This is a genomic window from Lentisphaera marina (assembly GCF_028745505.1).
Classification (GTDB): Bacteria; Verrucomicrobiota; Lentisphaeria; order Lentisphaerales; family Lentisphaeraceae; genus Lentisphaera; species Lentisphaera marina.
In genome coordinates, this window is the sequence record NZ_JAQZZL010000002.1 from 1,021,574 (window position 1) to 1,040,471 (window position 18,898).

General features: G+C 38.3%; 9 protein-coding genes. 1 reads left to right on the top strand and 8 read right to left on the bottom strand.

The window, feature by feature from the left end:
* Nucleotides 1–161: 161 nt before the first annotated feature.
* Nucleotides 162–7,607: a glutamate synthase-related protein gene (locus PQO01_RS15160; protein ID WP_274314930.1), complete on the bottom strand. Its 7,446-nt coding sequence runs from the start codon at nt 7,605–7,607 to the stop codon at nt 162–164.
* Nucleotides 7,608–8,004: 397 nt separating this feature from the next.
* Nucleotides 8,005–8,943, bottom strand: coding sequence for an adenylate/guanylate cyclase domain-containing protein (locus PQO01_RS15165; protein WP_274314931.1), 939 nt, complete (start codon nt 8,941–8,943; stop codon nt 8,005–8,007).
* Nucleotides 8,944–9,377: 434 nt separating this feature from the next.
* Between PQO01_RS15165 and nhaD the strand changes: the two genes are divergently transcribed.
* Entirely contained in the window at nt 9,378–10,877 is a 1,500-nt protein-coding gene (gene nhaD, locus PQO01_RS15170) for a sodium:proton antiporter NhaD (RefSeq protein WP_274314932.1), read from the top strand.
* A 77-nt stretch (nt 10,878–10,954) separates the two neighbouring features.
* Here nhaD and PQO01_RS15175 read toward each other — a convergent pair whose 3' ends face one another.
* The 6 genes from PQO01_RS15175 to PQO01_RS15200 form a co-directional block, all read right to left on the bottom strand.
* Nucleotides 10,955–11,266 (bottom strand): hypothetical protein, encoded by a 312-nt coding sequence (locus PQO01_RS15175; RefSeq protein ID WP_274314933.1) that lies wholly within the window; start codon nt 11,264–11,266, stop codon nt 10,955–10,957.
* Nucleotides 11,267–11,548: 282 nt separating this feature from the next.
* A complete protein-coding gene (locus PQO01_RS15180; RefSeq protein WP_274314934.1) occupies nt 11,549–13,105 on the bottom strand; it encodes a sulfatase family protein in 1,557 nt (518 codons plus the stop codon).
* A 73-nt stretch (nt 13,106–13,178) separates the two neighbouring features.
* Nucleotides 13,179–14,642, bottom strand: a complete 1,464-nt coding sequence (locus PQO01_RS15185; protein WP_274314935.1) for a hypothetical protein — start codon at nt 14,640–14,642, stop codon at nt 13,179–13,181.
* 124 nt (nt 14,643–14,766) lie between these two features.
* Nucleotides 14,767–16,731: a protein kinase domain-containing protein gene (locus PQO01_RS15190; protein ID WP_274314936.1), complete on the bottom strand. Its 1,965-nt coding sequence runs from the start codon at nt 16,729–16,731 to the stop codon at nt 14,767–14,769.
* Complete coding sequence (locus tag PQO01_RS15195) at nt 16,731–17,330, bottom strand: RNA polymerase sigma factor (RefSeq protein WP_274314937.1); 600 nt, start codon at nt 17,328–17,330, stop codon at nt 16,731–16,733. The genes PQO01_RS15190 and PQO01_RS15195 overlap by 1 nt, the downstream gene beginning before the upstream one ends.
* A gap of 149 nt (nt 17,331–17,479) precedes the next feature.
* Nucleotides 17,480–18,892, bottom strand: coding sequence for a glucoamylase family protein (locus PQO01_RS15200; RefSeq protein ID WP_274314938.1), 1,413 nt, complete (start codon nt 18,890–18,892; stop codon nt 17,480–17,482).
* Nucleotides 18,893–18,898: the final 6 nt, after the last annotated feature.

Genomic DNA, 18,898 nt, shown 5'->3' on the forward strand with positions numbered 1-18,898 from the left:
AGACTTTTTCATATTTTCCTAAATCATCTTTTAGAAAAATAAGTATATAAAAAGAAGATATCCAAGTGATATCTTTACATATGAGATTTATATCCCAATTAATCACAATAGAAAGACCTTTGCAGAATCCGCAAAAGCCTTTCTATGGATAATTAAGTAAGTTAGTAAACGTCTCTAACGTAACGTTTGTCGGACTTCATTTTATCAACATAAGCTACAGCGCTTGCTGAATCCATTTTACCATGTTCAGAAATGATTTCATGAAGTGCCTTGTCTACATCTTTAGCCATGCGATAGGCGTCGCCACAAACAAAGAAATAACCGCCGTCTTCAAGCCATTGGAAGAGCTCTGCACCATTTTCACGCATGCGATCTTGAACGTAGATTTTTTCTTCTTGGTCACGAGAGAAAGCAAGAGATAACTTTTCAAGGTAATTTTTCTCTTTTAATTCCTTAAGTTGATCTTTATAGAAGAAATCATTTGCTTCATTTCTATCACCAAAGAAAAGCCAGTTTTTACCACTTGCTTGTCGCATTTCACGCTCTTCTAAGAAAGCACGGAAAGGAGCTATGCCAGTACCAGGGCCTACCATTATCATAGGTAAGTTATCATCTTCAGGCACAGCAAAAGCTTTGTTTGCGTGCATATAGCAAAGAATGTCTGTTTCGTTTACTTTTACACGATCGGCTAGGAATGTGGATGCCACGCCATGACGAGTACGGCCGTGACTAGTATAACGGACACTTCCGACGGTTAAATGAACTTCACCAGGGTGCTTTTTCGGACTAGATGAAATTGAGTAAGCGCGAGCCTGAAGTTTTTTAAGTAGAGAGATCAAACTCTGAGCATTAAGTCCGTGTTTGTAGTGAGCGAGGAAGTCGATAAGGTCACGACCCCACAGGAAGTTACTTAAAGCTTCTTTATCTTCAATGATATTGAGTAAATCACTGTCTTGAGAGTTTTGAGCCACTTGCTTAATGAGGTCCTTTGTAGGAGTCTTGATTTCGAAATGATTAAGAAGAGCTTCACGGAAGCTCATTTCACCATCTTTACCAAGATCAACAAGAGTTTCGGCATCTTCTGCAAGAACTTCAATGATGTCATCTACTAGAGACGCCTCATTAACAGGAATTACATTTAATGCATCACCAGCTTTATAGTCATAGTCAGATCCATCGAGACTAATTTCATAGTGAACTACTTCTTTACTGGAATCATCAGAAGTTAAAACAACTTTTCTAATGAGTTTAGCAGGGAAAGGTTTTTTCTTACCAAAGGCATTATCGTCTTTTTTAACGCTAGTGTTAGCATTACCTACGAGGTCACCAGCGGATTGATCGCCTAGAGCAGATAAGGCAGGAAGAGATTCCTGAGCCCATTCTTCAAATGGATCCTCAAAGTCAACATCACAATCGACGCGCTTGAATGCGCGACTAGCTCCTTGCTTCTCCAAAACTTCGTCCCATTGCTTACCTGCTTCACAGAAAAGGTCGTAAGAACTATCGCCTAATGAACATATAGAAAAGAACATGCCTTCAAGACTGGGAGCATCTGCGGCAGTCATAGCAGTGTATAGAGCTTGGGCATTATCAGGTTGTTCACCTTCGCCATAAGTTGAAGTGATGATAATCACTCGTTCCATAAGCTTTAAATCATCGATCGATATATTGCCCATGTCGTGGACTTGAGCAAGCATACCAAAGTTTGTCGCTAATGCCGCGCAATCATTGGCGAGAGATTCAGAGTTTCCTGTTTGAGTGCCAAAGAGGATATGAAGTTCTTTACCTTTTGGTGATGAGTCTTCTGAACTCGCAACACCAAAACTTAGACCATTGAAGTAGCCATTGAGCCATTTTAGTTGACCTTCACTAAAAGGAACATTCTCTGGGATGAGTGGAAGTCCAGTTTCTTTATTGAGGGCGTCTTTTACTAGCGCCAAAGATATTTGCGCTGCAAAATCTTTTAAGAAAGTCATGCGTGCCGTAATCGCTTCTTGATTTTTTAGGTCTTGTTCAATAATCCATGCGTAGGAGCCAAGTGAATTATTTTCCAAAACATCGCGTAAGTAGAGTGCTTTTTTGTAATCATAAACGCGTTTGTCGGCTAAGCTTTTAGCTAAAAGTTCATCATCAAATTTGGAGAGAACATCACGAGATACTTTCAGCAAGAGCTCCATGAGTCCTTTATCTTCAGTGAAAATGATATTTTTGATGTACTTAGCCAAAGTTTCGTCTTTGAGTGCTAAATCAAATTTATTCATTTTATCTAAAGTAATGCGTGAAGCTTTGCAAAAAATCGAATAACGAGAAATTAAGCGGAAGATTAAAGCCGTATCAGTATCGCCAATTGCTGGAGTCTTACCTTTGAAAAGACGAGTCTCATTTTTGTAAGCATCTTTGATTTGTTCGAGTTGAACATGAGTATAATTACTAGCCAGCTCTTCAAGCATTTCTTTACGTGAAGTATTTTTAAGCAAGCAGTCCCAAGTTTGAGTCTCATATAAAGCCAATGGAATTGCGTAGTAGAAATGATTTTTTTCGACTTCCCAATTGGCGAGGATAGACTCAGCTATTTCAGAGTGATTGAATTTAACTTGTTCTTCCAGCAGGTACTTAATAATGTTTTCATGAACCTCAGAGCTGTCACTTCCATCACATTTTTTAATGATAACGGAGTCCTGATTGTAAAATAAGGGGAGCTTGTTATTTGGATCATACTGATAAGCGTTGCCGCCAGACATACCATTGCCCCAGCCCTTACCAAATGTACCAAGATTTAGTATGGTTCCCGAAGTCATGTATTCACAGAAGAAATCACCCACGCCTTCGACTACTGCCATGGCACCAGAGTTGCGAACAGCAAAACGGTCACCTGCTTCACCATTAATATAGCAACGTCCACCAGTAGCGCCAAATAGAGCAAAGTTACCGATGAGAACATTTTCGCCTGCTAAAGATGAGCCACCACCAGGTGATTTAACAGTGATGATACCACCCGACTGAAGTTTACCAACACCATCATTACATGTGCCGAAATGTTGTAATAACATACCATTATTGAGAAGTGCACCGTAGGATTGACCAGCGGAACCATTTGTTTGAATGGTTAAGCTTGAAGGAGCTAGGTAACGGCGGCCAGTATCATTTTCAATAACAGCTTCTGCATTATCAAAGTCGCTATCTTTAAAACGGTGATTGAGGATTCTTTCTATATCAACCGAGAGTTGACCGCCAACAGATTTATGACGGTTATTGAGTTTATACTCAGATCCCTTTAGAAGGAGTTCTTTTTCTTTGCCGTAGAGTAAATCTTTTTCGACTTTACCAAGGATTTTGTCATCTATAGAGAAATCAGCTTCAAGGTAAACGGGATCTTCAATTTTCAGTTCGTCAACTTCTGCCAAAAGTGCTGTAAAATCGAGTTGGCCGATGATTTTATCGTGATTAACTAAGTGAAGTAGCTCGGTTCTTCCACGGATCTCATCAATACTCTTATAACCTAGATAGGCCAATAGTTCACGTACTTCTTGTGCAACATTAAGAAAGTATTGTGCCAGTGCTCTAGCATCACCTTGGAAGAGTTCAGGGTTAGTTGTGATACCAGCAGGGCATTTGATATTACAGTTTTTAGCCATGACACATTTAAGCATCATCAAGGCAGATGTGCCGAATTCAAATGAATCAGCCCCAAGTATAGCAGATTTAATAACGTCTATACCAGTTTGGTGAGCGTTGGACGAGCGTAAAATAACTTTTTCACGTAAACCATTAAGAGCTAAAGCTTGGTGAACTTCTGCAATACCGAGTTCAGCTGAACGACCGGTGTTTTTGAGGGATGTTACTGCAGCTGCACCTGTGCCACCAGTATTACCCGCAACGTTAATTACATCTGCACCAGCTTTGGCGACGCCAACAGCAATAGTACCAATGCCTTCAGAGGACACAAGTTTAACAATAACTTTGGCACGAGAAGCTTTACAGTCGTGAATGAGTTGACCTAAATCTTCAATTGAGTATGTGTCGTGATGAGGAGGAGGGGAAACCAATTCGATTTGAGGTGTGCCACCACGACTTGATGCAATCATCACAGTGACTTTAAAGGAGGGGAGTTGACCTCCTTCACCGGGTTTGGCACCTTGGGCGATTTTGATCTCAACTTGCTCTAGGTAAGGATCTGCAAAATAGCCTGCCCATACACCAAAGCGACCAGAGGCAACCTGTTTAATTGAGCTTGCTTTGATTGTGTTGTAACGAACTCTTTTTTCGCCACCTTCACCAGAGTTTGATAGAGCACCCGCAATATTAGCACCTTGAGATACAGCTTCATGAGCTTCAGCAACAAGAGCACCGTGCGACATGGCAGCTGAAGAGAAGGTTGCCGTGATCTTATGGGCTTTTTGTACTTGTGACTTATCAATTGAATCACTAGCGGTGCGAATGTTTTTGAGGTAATTAAGGATTTCTGGGTTCTCTGTCTCAACAATGATACTAGCATCTTTTATTGTAGTGATAGCTTTAGAAGCAAAGCGCTCATCAAAATACTCTTTTAACCACTGTAGTCTTTCCTCGCTGCTAAGTGACATACTCAATTCAAAACTATTTGAACTAATTTCTTTATTAGATAAGCCTTTTACTTTAAAGCAGTTGTTACCTTTGAGTGCCTGTTTATTCAAAATCGCTTTGAATTTACTGGCATCTTTGGCTTTGTTGATATCCGCAGGGAAGTACATGATGTCACGTAAAGCGGCTGGACGAACTTTTCGTTCAGTATAGACATTGCGGGCAAATTGACGGTAGGCCTGGGTAATACGGTGTGAATCTATTTCTTCAGGAGTGCGTTGTCTTTCGCCGTATTTTTTATAAGTTAGATGACCAAGAGGATCATCTTCTGATTGATCTGACTCTGACAAGAATTCATCAATGTCAGAAGTGTAATCTTGTGAATCAGCGATTTCGGTGTCGCGGATTAAATTACGGTCCATGACACTGGCAATGGAACGCATGGCTGCTTGGTGCATGGAGAGTTCTGCATTCTCGAATATGCTGGATAAAGCGGCGATCAGGTCGCTTTCGTGCATGATGTCCTTGCCGATTCTTTTGTATATCTGTTTTAATTGCGAAAGGGCATCAGGGAAAGATTCTTTAAGTTCAAAACGTTCAAAGATATCCTCAAGTTCTTCATCAATTGAATAAAGTACTTCTTCTTCAGTCATGTTGATATATTCACGAACTGCAACTAAGCCGAATGAATGGCCTGCACCGCCTTGGCGTTCTTTAAATAGCCCAAGGTGTGGGATGTCATTTTCATCTTTGATGCCAAAAGCTTTGTAATGCCATTCACTAGCAGAAGCGGCAATTTTACTAAAGCCTACACCACCAACAGGCGAGGTGATATTAGGAAAGCGTTCTTTGAGTTGTGGGTCATTGGTATTGAGGTAGTTTGACTCGAATATTTCTCCACCAATGTAAGATTCTGCCGTACAAAGGCCAAATTTCCCCATGATTTTCATGAGCGATTTTGCAATGGCTTTTTTGTAATTGGCTAGAGCTTTATCAAGCTCCTTGGGCATAAGTGTAAGTGCGCGATCATGTATTGTTAGAGGGCACATTGCAGAGGCACCAAAACCTAAGGCTGTAGCAACATCGTGAGAGGATGCGATTTGTCCAGTTTCGGCGATTATGGAAGAGTTAAAGCGCAGACCTTTTTCGATGAGGTGTTGATTGCTAGAGGCAATGGCTAGCAAAAGAGGAATTGCCGCTTTTGATTTTGATATTCCCTTGTCGGAAAGGATGATGATGCCATTTTTTGCGATAGCAGCAGATTCTACCTCATTACAGAGCTCAGTGATGGCTGCGTTTAAATTAGCTTCGTTTTCTTTTGGATCTTTAGAAGGAGTGTAAAGACAGCTGATAGTACACGTGGCAATGTCTTTTTGTGAACGAATTGCGGACAATTCATTAACAGTCAGAAAAGGGTTTTGAATAACGATTTGTTTTGAATCCGATTCTGAAAAATTAGGCTTTGCACCAAGTGATACACGAAGGGTCATGCCATCTTTTTCACGAATTGAGTCGAGTGGAGGATTGGTGACCTGAGCAAATCGTTGAGAGAAATAGCGCGACATGCCACCTTCATCTGCGTTGAGGACGTTGAGGGAGACGCCGTAACCCATAGCCGATATTTTCTCTGCAGCACCCTGAATCATTGGGTCCAGGAGGAAGCGGAATGACTCTTGATTCATGCCATAAGCAACGGCACGTTCATATGTGTCGAGTTCTGGTTGTGTTTGATCGATTTCACCAGCTTCTAGATCTGCTAAATCAATTTTTTTCTTTTTTAGTAAAGATTTGAAATCTTCTTGACTCGCAAGTGACTTTTCTATACTTTCTGTAGTATAAGATTTGCCAGTTTCATGGTCAAAATAAAGCATGCCACCAGCTTCGATACGGCCTCGGGTAATGACTTCTTCAGGGGGAAAGTCTATTTGACCAGCTTCAGACATGACACAGACATATTCGTTTGTTTCAATTGATCTAAGTGGGCGTAAGCCAAGGCGGTCTAAACGTGCACCAACTTTTGTGCCATCAGAAAAAAGTAGGGCAGCGGGGCCATCATTTTTTTCTTCGTATAAAGAGAAGTACTCATACATATCTCTAATTAGCGGATCGATGTCTTGTTTATTTTCCCAAGCAGGGGGCATCATTGCGAGGACCGCAGTGGCTATATCCATTTTATCTTCAATCACGCGGCGTTGAAGAGTTTGATCAAGGCGAGCTGAGTCAGATTGACCTTTAGGAAAAATCACTTTTTTGTTTTTTTGCTTGGCTATAGCATCTTCTGAAAGGCGGTTTTTCTTGTCGGTATTTAACTCGCCATTGTGCGCCATGCGACGAAAGGGCTGTGCCATAAATGTTGCAGGAGCTGTGTTTGTGGAAAAACGAGTGTGGAATAAGAAAACACGGATTTCCATATCTAGGTCAGAGAGGTCTTTGAAATAAGGGACAACTTCGCCTGAATTTAAACGACCCTTGTAAACAATCGTTTTTGAACTTAGTGAAATAGGGTAGAAACCATGGAGTTTTTTGTTTGAATAAGCAGCCGATTCAATCTCATTTAAGGCTTCATCAATCAAGTTTTCAAATTCCAGTTGATCACGGCATGATTCAGGCTTAGCAAAAATAAGTTGATGAATGGGGAGCTGAGCTTTGGCTGCGGCTTCATTTAATGCTTTTTTATTAACGGGTACTTCGCGCCATTTTAGGATAAGGACGTTTAGTTTTTCGAAAGTGCTTTCAATTATTTCACGAGCTACATTATCCTGTGTGCTATCTTCAGGGAAAAAGAAATTACCGACGGCAAATTCACCAAGTTCTACTGAGTCATTCTCGAGGACTTTTTGGAAAAACTTCAGTGATAAGTCAATGTTGACACCCGCACCATCGCCAATGCCTTCAGCGCTCATGCCTCCACGGTGTGGTATAACACAGAGGGCTTCGTGACCTTTTAGTAAAACATCGTGGCTTTGCTTACCATCTTTACGAGTAATAAAGCCAACACCACAGTTATCGTGATATTTATCGGCATCGTATAATAATTTATCGTTCATAGTTTTGTTAACCTTAGTAAGATTTTACCTGTATATGACAGGCTAACCCTTATTTTTATATAAAGGTTTGATTGAATTTTATAAATCCAATAGGTCTATCATTATTGATATTACAATAATGTTCTATTTATTTTTCTTAAAAATATCTTTATACATTTTATTTTATAGTCATAAAATGTTTTTTATAATGTGTTTATGTTATTATCAAGGTCTATGATTTGGTGCTTAATCTTTCAGTTGTTTTACAATTTAGTTATTTTATTTAATGTAAAAAATAAAAAAAAGATTACAATTATGAAAAAATGAAAAAAATATTACATAAATATATCTAATCACTTTGGTTCATTCTAATAAGTAAAAACCATTAAGGGCTTGCGTATATTATCTAATATACGAACTACTTGCTTACAGGTCGGAATGGGTTGGGGTTTTTCTTTAGCCAAACTTGCAGCTCATCAAAAGACATAGAAGAAACCATTAAGCGACGAGTTTTACCTTTAACAGCAATTTTATATTCATTCTTAAAAGCCTCAGAATTACAAAGAGACGAAAAGGAATGATTCATAACAATATTTCCATGTAAAGTTTTTGAGGCTTCCTCTAAACGAAAAGCTGTATTAACGACATCACCTAAAATAGTATTTTCACTCATGGCAACAGAACCCATATTAATACCACAACCAATGTCTATATCTTTGGGGATTTCCGGGTGTATTTTTGGTAGAGTTTTAGTCAGTTGATGGATGTCATATGCGGCATCTAAAATCAAAGGCACTGCGGCAGGGTCAGGGTGTTTTAATTCCCACTTAGCAAGAACGCAATCACCAATGAATTTATCTACTACGCCAAAATTTCTCTCAATAATATTTCTTGTCGCTTTAAACCAGTAGGTCATGGCTTTAGTTAGGCTTTCTATAGGCAGATTTTCTGACATGTTAGTGAAATTACGTATATCTGCAACCAATATAATCACAGAGCGAATTTCTGCACTTACTGGAACATCACCATGGTCATAAGTTTCCATATCACTACTAGGTGCATTAGGGTGTTTATGAAAAACCATTTGAGTATTACCAATGATCAATTTATCTTGATCCGAAAGTAGTATTGGACTGATTACTCTTTGATTATTAAGATAGACACCATTTCGGCTTCCCATGTCGATGAGGTAGTAATTACCTTTACCAACATAATTGATTACTGCATGGTTCCTAGAGCAAAGAGGGTCAGTTAATTGTACGACATTTGTAGAATCTCTCCCGATAGGAGTGATTGGAAGGCAATTAACCTGTTGGACAGATTTATCGCAATTTATGATTTCTACGAATGAGGTCATTTTACTTAACATATTTTTATTTAATTAATACCTATGTAGATAGCAACATCAATAGGTACATGTTTTACAATGCTAGTTGAGTCAGAACTAAACAATTGTTTACTTCAGCGCTACTAATAAATTGTTACATATTAATTGTTTTTTCACTAAATCTGATTGAAAAACAAAGGTTTTCAAAAGTTTTAACAATTATATAATTGGATTTTTGTATATAAAAAAGAAACACAGTTAGGATTTATACCAACTTAGTAGTCCCCTGTGTTGATGTATGAAAAATGTTGATTTTTTGAGCTTTTTTACAAGATTGTCATAATCTTTAAAACTATGAAAAGTAGGGTATTCCAAAAATATTGTAAAAAAAAAACTTTTAAGCAAGACGCATAAATATATGGCTTTATAGTCCACGAAAATATATTAATTATTAAGGTATAAAAATGATAGACTCATTCTTGCTGGCGAGTTCTTCGGGACTTAATGCGACAGACCACCCATTAGGCTATTTAGCACTAGCCGTTTTTGTGCTATCCTATGCATGTGTGATTTTTGAAGAAATGCTTCACATGAAAAAATCCAAGCCAGTAATGTTAGCTGCTGGTTTAATTTGGATTATCGTCGGAATGATTATCTACACTAAAACTGATGATACTCCCATTAAAAAAGAAGCAGTCGAACATGTTCAACTCATCGACTCAAATAATACAGAACAAAGTCAGTCAGCTCCTTCCGTAATAGATGAAGAGTCAAAAAACTTAGATGAAGTCAATGTAGATGGCCATGGTGAAGAAGTCATAAAAACTGAACGTGAAGAAGCTTTTCATCATTATAACTTAGAAATCAAGCATCTACTTATAGAGTTTGCGGAACTGTTCTTTTTTCTATTTGTAGCTATGACATTTATTTTAACGATGGAAGAACGTGGTGTGTTTCGAGTCTTACGAGCCTACTTAGTTGGAAAGGGCTATAGCTTCCGTCAACTTTTTTGGATTACGGGTATCATCTCTTTCTTCCTTTCACCAATAGCAGATAACCTAACAACAGCTTTAATCATGGGCACAGTTGTATCACGTATGGCCGACGGTAATAAAAAATTCTTAATCCCTGCATTTGTGAATATCGTCGTAGCTTCCAACTCTGGTGGTGCCTTTTCACCATTTGGCGATATTACCACGCTTATGGTATGGCAGGCTGGGAAAGTGACTTTCTTTGAGTTTTTTGCTTTGTTTTTCCCTGCAGTCGTTAATTTCATTATACCAGCAGCCATTCTTTACTTCTTTGTTCCGAACGAAAAACCACACCCACTCAAAGAAGAAGTCAAAGTTTACTATGGTGCTAAAACTGTAAGTTTACTTTTTCTCGTAACCGTAGCTTTATCAGTAACTTTGCATAACCTTTTTCACATGCCTCCATTTTTGGGTATGATGACAGGAATGTCATTTCTTCTTATTTATAACTACACACAAATTGTTAGAAATCGTGAAAAACATAATGGTCAACCAGAGATCAATGTATTTAAATACATTGAGAAAACAGAGTTTGATACCTTATTCTTTTTCTTCGGAGTAATCTTTTGTATTGGTGGTTTAGCCTATATTGGTTATATCGACAAATTAGCATCAGTTATGTATGCAGCGGAAGATAAAACCATGGCGAATGTAATTGCAGGCCTCTTATCTGCGGTTATTGATAATATCCCAATGATGTTTGGTGTCTTAAAAATGGATCCCACCATGAGCCACTACCAATGGTTAATGATTACCTTAACGGCAGGTGTAGGTGGCTCCGTCTTAGCTTTGGGTTCTGCCGCAGGTGTTGGACTTATGGGAGTAGCTCGTGGAGAATACACTTTCATGGCTCACCTAAAATATTCATGGGTAATTTTAATCGGTTATGTAGCCGCTGTTTATTCACACTATTTAATTAATTATCCCGGTTAATCTATCCCACAATTTATTAAAAAAGCCTTGAGTGTACAACTCAGGGTTTTTTAGTTTTACATTGATCAAGTAAGCCTTTATGGACCAGAATAAAGATCATTCTCTTGTTCTGCTTTCATTTGTCGTTTTAAGTCATCCATTTTTCGATTGTGGTGAATGGTTTTAGCATCATTATATTTCTGTAAATATTCTGGAGAAGGAGAGCGATGTTCAGGAGTGTATTCTTGAATAAGTCTCTGACGCTCTAGAGCATTGGCTTTACGTTCAGCGCGTCTTTCGCGTTGTTCCTTGTCTTTGTAATACTTGCTACTGGAAGTTGAGCAATGGCAACCGCAGGAAGTTGCCACAAAGTAGATACTAGCAATAATTGAAAGGTATATGAATCTCATAAGAAAACTCCTTCTCTTTATTATGGCTTAAGCTATGTGCATAAAAGCTTTAAGACTAGAGTATAATAGGGATTCATCTTTTATTTAACAGATTTAAAATGATCATTCTTAAACAAGAATACTACAGTTGATTTCTTACTTACCATGTATTACTCATGTCATTTTTTATACAGTTCATTATTTTTTTGACCAGTAGTAAGAAGAAGATTTTATAGTGGAATGAGAAAAGGGTTCCAAGCTGAACTTGGAACCCTTTGAATGTTAATCAGTGCTTAAAAAGAATTATTTACCGTATACCCATGGAGCAGTAAAGGTGGACTCTGGAACATCAAACTCTTTGCGTTGAGCTTTAAGCTGTTTGAGTAATTTCTTTTTGATTTCTACATATTCAGGGTTGTTTGCGACACTATTAACTTCATTTGGATCATTCTTTAGATCGTAGAGTTCAAATTCTTTATTAGTATAGAAATTGATGAGTTTATAGCGTTCGGTGCGAATACCTTCATGGCGAGGGACATTATGGGCTCCGTGATGATAGTAATGGTAATAAATTGCATCGCGAACTTCTTTTTTCTCACCTGAAAAAATTGGGAGTAAAGATTTTCCTTGAAAACGCTCTGGGATATCAGCACCAGCTGCATCGAGGAAAGTTGGGGCATAATCAATATTTTGAATCATTGCCTGGGGTTTACTATGTGGCTTAATTTTCCCGGGCCAGCGAATTACGAAAGGCATTTTTAGTGCTTCTTCATACATCCAGCGTTTTTCAGCCCAACCATGCTCACCAATGAAATAGCTTTGATCTGAACTGTAAATTACGATAGTGTTTTCATCGAGATTATTGTCTTCTAACCAAGTTAGTAAGCGCCCCACATTATCATCGATTGCCTGAACGCAACGTAGATAGTTTTTAATAAAGAATTGATATTTAAGTTTACGTGCTTTGATGGGATCGTTAAAAGCACCTGACTTTTTGTACTCATAGTATTCACTATTTTGCGCATCCATTGCATCTAACAAAGCTTTGCGCTGTTCAGGAGTCATACGATCGAGGTGCTTTTGCTGTTTCTTATTGACGGGTTCAGTGGCATTTTTCGGTGGAAAATAAGCAAGAACTTCTTCATTTTGACCATTGATCTCCATCCAAGCAGTAGAGGCACCTTTGAGGCGATTTTGATAATTATCATAAAGAGTTTCAGGTTCAGCCACATCCTCAGTGTACATTTTCATGTATCGTGGATGGGGAATACGTGGGACATGAGGAGATTTAAATTGAACCATCATTAAAAATGGTTTGTTTTGGTCACGTTGATTAAGCCATTTAATGGATTCATCAGTCACAACGTCAGTTGAGTAACCCATGATTTTTTCATGACCCTTGTCGATAGACATGAAATCCGGATTGTAAAAATCACCTTGACCACCAGAACCTACCAATACTTTCCAGTAGTCGAATTCATTAGTAGGATTAGGATGTATATGCCACTTACCAATTAAAGCGGTTTGATAGCCAGCTTTTTTAAGCTCGCGTGGAAAAACGGTTTGATTGCCATTCCAATGAGCACCATTATAAGTGACGCCATTAATATGACTATGAACACCAGAAAGGATGGATGCACGACTTGGTTGACAGATAGAGTTTGTACAAAAGCTCTTTTCAAAAACTGCACCTTCATCTGCTATACGATCAATATTAGGAGTCGTGTTTATTTTGGAACCATATGCACCAATCGCATTAGTTGAGTGATCATCTGAAAAGATAAAGAGGATATTAGGTTTATCTTGAGCACTAATAAAGTTAGACAAGATTAGTCCACAAAGTGTTAGAAGTTTTTTCATTATAGTTCCTTTTATTATTGAATCTCTAAAAGTAATACGATAAGTAAAAGGTCTGCTTGACAATTAATATAATTTATTTGTAGTTTAACTTCGTTTTTTGTCTAAAAAAGTCTAAGCCCAATTCGGGATGCATGGAGGCTAAGCCAAAGAGGAGAGGAGATAAATCAATGCCTTGGACGGCTCGAGGTTGCCAAGCTCTATCCTCAAAACTTATGCGCCAAGGAATATGCATCTCATTTAATTTAAAAATCGCTGATGGATACAGTTTACTCGACATAAGGGCTTCTTCTGCCATTTCTTTATCAAAAGGAGCAAAGCCATACATGGCGGGTAGGTGTGCAATCATATCATGATTCTCTTCTGTAGCATTAACGGAGTAGCCCTTTAATCCGGTACCAGCACTACTTCCCCATATACCATTTTGTTTAGATTGTTTTTGCCACCAATCACGGTCGACTTCAGCTGCTTTAAGACTTTCTTTAATAAAGATGTCAGATGATATTCGGTAGGGGCTCAAATAGAGAGGAAATTGAAAGGTGAATAATGGAAGTTTTGCATGTTTGCGATCACTCAAAACAGCATTATTTCCGTAACTAGACCTAGTCCATTGTGGATTGATTTTCAAGTAAGGTTCCTGATTAGCATAAGAAACGTAGTCAGATAGGAGTAGGTACTCATTAAATATTTTTGTCTTACCAGAGTTTCTACCATTAGTTGATTGAGTAAGAGAAAAAGTATAAGGGTCAATTCTAGTACTTTCCCAGTTAATGCTAGACCATAATTCCTGGCTGAGTTGTTGAATCACCTGATTGTCAGTAAATGTGTTTCGGCAAATTGTCGCACCAGCAACCAAGAGAGCGGTATCAATTGTAGAAAACTCGGAATTCCACATTGTTTGACCTGTGTCTTTATCAAACCAATGACGATAGAGGCCGTTAAGATTTCGTTCCAACTTTATATTTGGAGATTTATTTAAGCAGGCTTTCAGGGTTTTGATGACCTTTTCTTCAGCCTGTGAGTCAATGTTTAATTCATGAGCAATAGCTAAAGAAGCTAAACCAATGCCCGTACTCGCAGAGGAAATACGTTTATCTTCAAGACCAGATTTGCGGTTATATGAATCGAGATAAAAACCTGAGTCTGAACGTATGTAATCATAAAACTTATAAGTGTCAATAAGTTGTTTGTATAAGACGGGATCCATTTTGTTGGTGCTCAAACTTTTTGATTGAGTATCATTTATAGTTACCGTCACTTCATTCTTATATTTAAAGATGAATAGGCTTGTTGCGGAAATCGCAAAAAAAATGAGAAGGCAAATGATTTTGATTTTATGGCCTCCTTGGCGAGTGATTGTTTCTTGTTTTTCAGGACTCGTTATAAGCCTTTCCGAGTCAGTCGATTTTGTGTCAGCCTTTTTTAAAGGTGCAGATATAATGAACTTTTCCCCACACTTATAACATTGCACTTTTCTTCCAGATAGATCTAATTCATCCTCAAAGGGAGCAGCACAGTGTGGGCATTGGTACTTATTCATTTTTTAAACTTCTCAGCTTCTTCTTAGTTAATTTTAGACCTTTAGCATAAAGGTTATGAAAGTTGTCCTTATTTATAATAAACTACGCTGATAAATAGTTTTTTTTGACAGCTAGAGCTAAGAATTATTCTCTGATAATGTTGACACCATTAATTTTGTTACGTTTAGATAAATCGGAATAATCCTTTTTAGAAATGATTAAGTTCTTAAGGCCCTTGAGTTTAGTTAAGCTTTGAAGCTCGGGGACTTTGGAGTTTTTTATTATTAATGTCTCTAGTGGCATGCGGCTTAAATCTAAAGTTATTTTTATGCTGGTATTGGAAATGTTTAATTTTTTGACTTTTAAATTCCTTATTCCAGACAGTGAACTGAGCTTTAAGTTGTCACTTAAATCAATATCTAAGACATCATCATTCAAGACCTTGATCTTCAAATTCATATTGGGAGCAGCCAATTTATTGGTGACCTTTAACATGTATTCGGCAATACTTATTTTATCTTTTACCGAAGTAGCTTTCTGTTCAGCAAAACCCGCCATCAAGAAGGACATTTGCATGTGTTTGAGCTCATTCATCAAATTTAAAAGCTCTTTAGTTTCGAGTAAATCTTCATCGTTTTTTGAACGGGAATACTTTTTAGCAAGTTCATACAACTTAGTATTTTGGCGTAAGCTTGGGGGTAATAAACTAAGTTCTTCAGCCGCAAGTTTGAATTCTTGGCGTATGAAATAAGTTCTCCCTAGAACGAGACGCGCTTCGTGGAAATCAGGGTCTCTAGCTACAGTTGTTTGCGCTATTCGCAAAGCTTTATCAAAGTCATAGGTACTACTCTCAGAGAGTTCCTTAAGAAGGTCATTGACCATATAGGGCGCAACTTCTTTACCCAGTTGTTTCGTTTGTTCTTTTTCGTTTTTATAGAGTTCAAGAGCCGCAATTGCTTCTTGCTCATTTTTTACAGCTCTACGTTCGCTAATAATAATTTGGGAAATACCGTAAATAACAATAATTGTCATTAGACTGAGGATGAAGGTCACATCTTTGTGCCTTTTCATGAGTAGCATTAGAGAACGAGAAAAGCTCGCGTTCTCCGCATGTGTAGCAAAGCCATTTAGCCATAAGTTGACTTCGCTTAATAAGTCATCTACACTCTCGTAACGATCTTCTTGCTTAAGAGATAAAGCTTTCATCGCGACGGCATCTAAACTTTCGGGAATAGAGAAATCGACTCTTTTCGAAGGCGAAATTATTTCACCATTAATCGTTTTGTTTAATGATTCCATTAAATCGTCATTGGATTTAATGGGTTTCAATCCAGAAAGGATATAATAGAGAATGCCTCCCAAGGCATAAACGTCGGTGCGTTCATCTTTTGTGCCGAATTTAGAATCAATTTGCTCAGGCGCCAAATAACCAGGTGAACCCTTGACGACGCCATTTAGAGTCGCATCATTATAAACTTGTGGATCGAGTAAACTTGCTGTCGGTAAATCTTCGAAATCGTCAATGATTTTGGCTATGCCCCAATCAAAAACAAGAACTTCACCATAGGCACCCACACCAATGTTTTCAGGCTTTAAGTCTAGGTGAATCACACCATTTGCATGTGCATAGGAAATAGCTTGACACACTTTAACAAAGATTTGGAGTGCTTCTTGAAAGGATTCTTCTTGTGCTTCACGAGTATTAATTTTCTCACGCCATTCATCCAAACGTAAGCCTTGGAAGAGTTTCATAGTGAAGAAAGGTTCACCATCATCATTTAAACCCATATCATAAATCGGCATAATACTGGGGTGTTGAAGAGAGGCAGTTAAGCGAGCTTCGCGAATAAAGCGATCAATGTTACTGGGATTGTCAGAATCTAATAGCTCAGCAAAAGCGACTTCGCGCATGGTGAAGCGATCAGAGTAGCTGGACACTTGTTTCATGCCACCATGATCAATGAGACTCTCTTTTTGATAGCGATCATGGAGATTACTTATTTCATCATAGAATAGGGTGTCCTTCGACGATTTTTCTTCAAAGGCGGCCTGAAAGTGATTCCCTAAAGGCTTAAAATTCTTATAGAGATCTTGATTTTCTTCGTTCATTAACTGAGTTCGTAGTAGAGACGACGTATTTCTTCATGGAATTTATTAGTCACTCGTTTGTTGTAAACATAAACGGTATTTAAGGGCATCCCTGATTCTTCGCTAAATTCTTTTGCCGTCTTTCCTTCATTGATTTCCATAAAGCATTTCATCACTGTTTCAGAGAATTTATCTTTTATATTATTGAGAGCCATGTTGCTAATATAGTTTTCCCATTCTTTTTCAGCAAATTCTTCGATTTCTGGACCGCTTGTTCGCTCTGGGTTCCAAACTTGATAATCGGCAGCTTTTTCTTTGCGATCTTGGCGACGTTTATAAGACCTAAAAAAATCCTTTACCGTATTGCCAGTGACCATACATAACCACCCGCGAAAGCGACGTTTTTTATCGTACTCGAATTCAGGGAGCTTATCCCATGCTTTCATCATAACTTTTTGAACTATTTCTTCCGAGTCATGATGATTCACATTCATTCCGCGGCAAATGATATAGACGTATTGACGGTAGTAGAACACAAAATCTTCCCACGAAGCTTCATCATGGCGATTGCGGATTTTCTCTAAAAGAGTTTCACGAGTATGGAATTGTTCTTCATTCATTATTTCAAACTAACATATTAATTTGACAAATACAATCACCTTTAAAGCTATAAAATACGGTCTAGTCTTTTTATTTACTCTTATGCTTGTTTAGCTTAATAAAACGTGGGTTAAGGAGTCTTTTACGGGAACTAAATTTTTGATGCGATTTAAATCTTTTCAAAACCAATATTTTTCAGAGCTTTTTGGATGTGTTGATTTTTCATGAATGTTTTCTGAATAAGTCCAGAGCGATGGTTTTCAATAGCCAATAGCATAGGTCCCAAATCAATACCTAGATATTGCTGTGCAACATAACCAGAGTCTAAATTAAAAGCATCATAAAAACCGTAGGGAGTCTCACCTTCATTATTCCAAACAATAGCTTTACCATTATCATCGTGAAGTCCGTAATAATAGCGAAGTGTTTTTATAGTCTTTTCAGGATCAAACATAATACAGGTTCCTGCTCCGTAGGGAGCAATTTCTCCATTGAGGGTAAAAGCTTGGTTTTGTTCACCTCGAGGAAGTATGGCGCCGACATTATAGCCATTAATTGAAGTGTGAGCCGTAAAGCCCCAACCAAAGGGACCATAAGTTCGGGATGCCTGAGAATTGTCCACGGCCACTAACCAAGCTGCTTCCGTTGCATCTTGGGAGTTCTTGTACCAATTGATAGCAGGAACATGATCAAGCTGATGTTGACGAGGTTGGTCTTTTCCAAGTTGTTTAAAGTCTAACCAAATATGAGCAAACTGATAGGTGAATAATGCTCCGCTATAACTGTAGACAAATTCGTCTGTGGATTTATATCCAGGTGTAGCGGGGTGGTATTGGCCTGTATTTCTGGCCCAGTGATAAAAGTAATCTGCGGGGAGCGCAAAATCTTCGTTGGGGTTGGCATTGCCGAGTAAACAGCAAATAATGCTTTCATCACTGAAGTAATCCCAGCGGACAGGATGAAATTTTCCTATACCTGAAAGCTCATCTTTACTATCTGGTTCCCAAGCCATAAAGACTTGCTTATGTTCGTGATCAGTAAAAGCGGACCAGTTACATTTTTCAAAAATTTGATCAGCATACTCTTTGCATTTACCACCGAAGTATTCTCCAGCAGTAATAGCACCCATAATCAAAAGACCCGTGTCTACAGTTGATATGGCCGTTTCATAGCCATCTGTTGTTACCTGAGAATCTTCATCGAGAAAATGATAGAACATGCCACCTTTAGTTTGAGTTTGGGTCAAAGAATGAAGCATAGTCTCGGTACGCTGCTCAACTTCTTTTGCATCTCTATAACCACGTTCAGCTGCCACCACCATTGCACTTAAGCCAAAGCCAATTGAAGCCGTAGAATAAGTGACGGGTTTATTTAAATTGTCGGCAATTATACCAGTTTTTGGTGAAGCTTCATGCCAGAAGTATTCAAAACTCGCTCGACTTACCATATCCAAAAAGTCATCATCATTCAAATGTGCACTACGTCCAAGTATTTCATAGACATTACGAGTCGCTGGCTGAACAAAGACATTTTTAGCAGCTTTCGGCGCTTCACCTAATAGGGAGTTGAATAATTTTTTCATAGGCAA

Coding starts and splice junctions, on each gene's coding strand:
- PQO01_RS15180 (WP_274314934.1), bottom strand. CDS start 13,105: ATGAAAAAACTTCTAACACTTTGTGGACTAATCTTGTCTAACTTTATT.
- PQO01_RS15175 (WP_274314933.1), bottom strand. CDS start 11,266: ATGAGATTCATATACCTTTCAATTATTGCTAGTATCTACTTTGTGGCA.
- PQO01_RS15185 (WP_274314935.1), bottom strand. CDS start 14,642: ATGAATAAGTACCAATGCCCACACTGTGCTGCTCCCTTTGAGGATGAA.
- PQO01_RS15195 (WP_274314937.1), bottom strand. CDS start 17,330: ATGAATGAAGAACAATTCCATACTCGTGAAACTCTTTTAGAGAAAATC.
- PQO01_RS15165 (WP_274314931.1), bottom strand. CDS start 8,943: ATGACCTCATTCGTAGAAATCATAAATTGCGATAAATCTGTCCAACAG.
- nhaD (WP_274314932.1), top strand. CDS start 9,378: ATGATAGACTCATTCTTGCTGGCGAGTTCTTCGGGACTTAATGCGACA.
- PQO01_RS15200 (WP_274314938.1), bottom strand. CDS start 18,892: ATGAAAAAATTATTCAACTCCCTATTAGGTGAAGCGCCGAAAGCTGCT.
- PQO01_RS15160 (WP_274314930.1), bottom strand. CDS start 7,607: ATGAACGATAAATTATTATACGATGCCGATAAATATCACGATAACTGT.
- PQO01_RS15190 (WP_274314936.1), bottom strand. CDS start 16,731: ATGAACGAAGAAAATCAAGATCTCTATAAGAATTTTAAGCCTTTAGGG.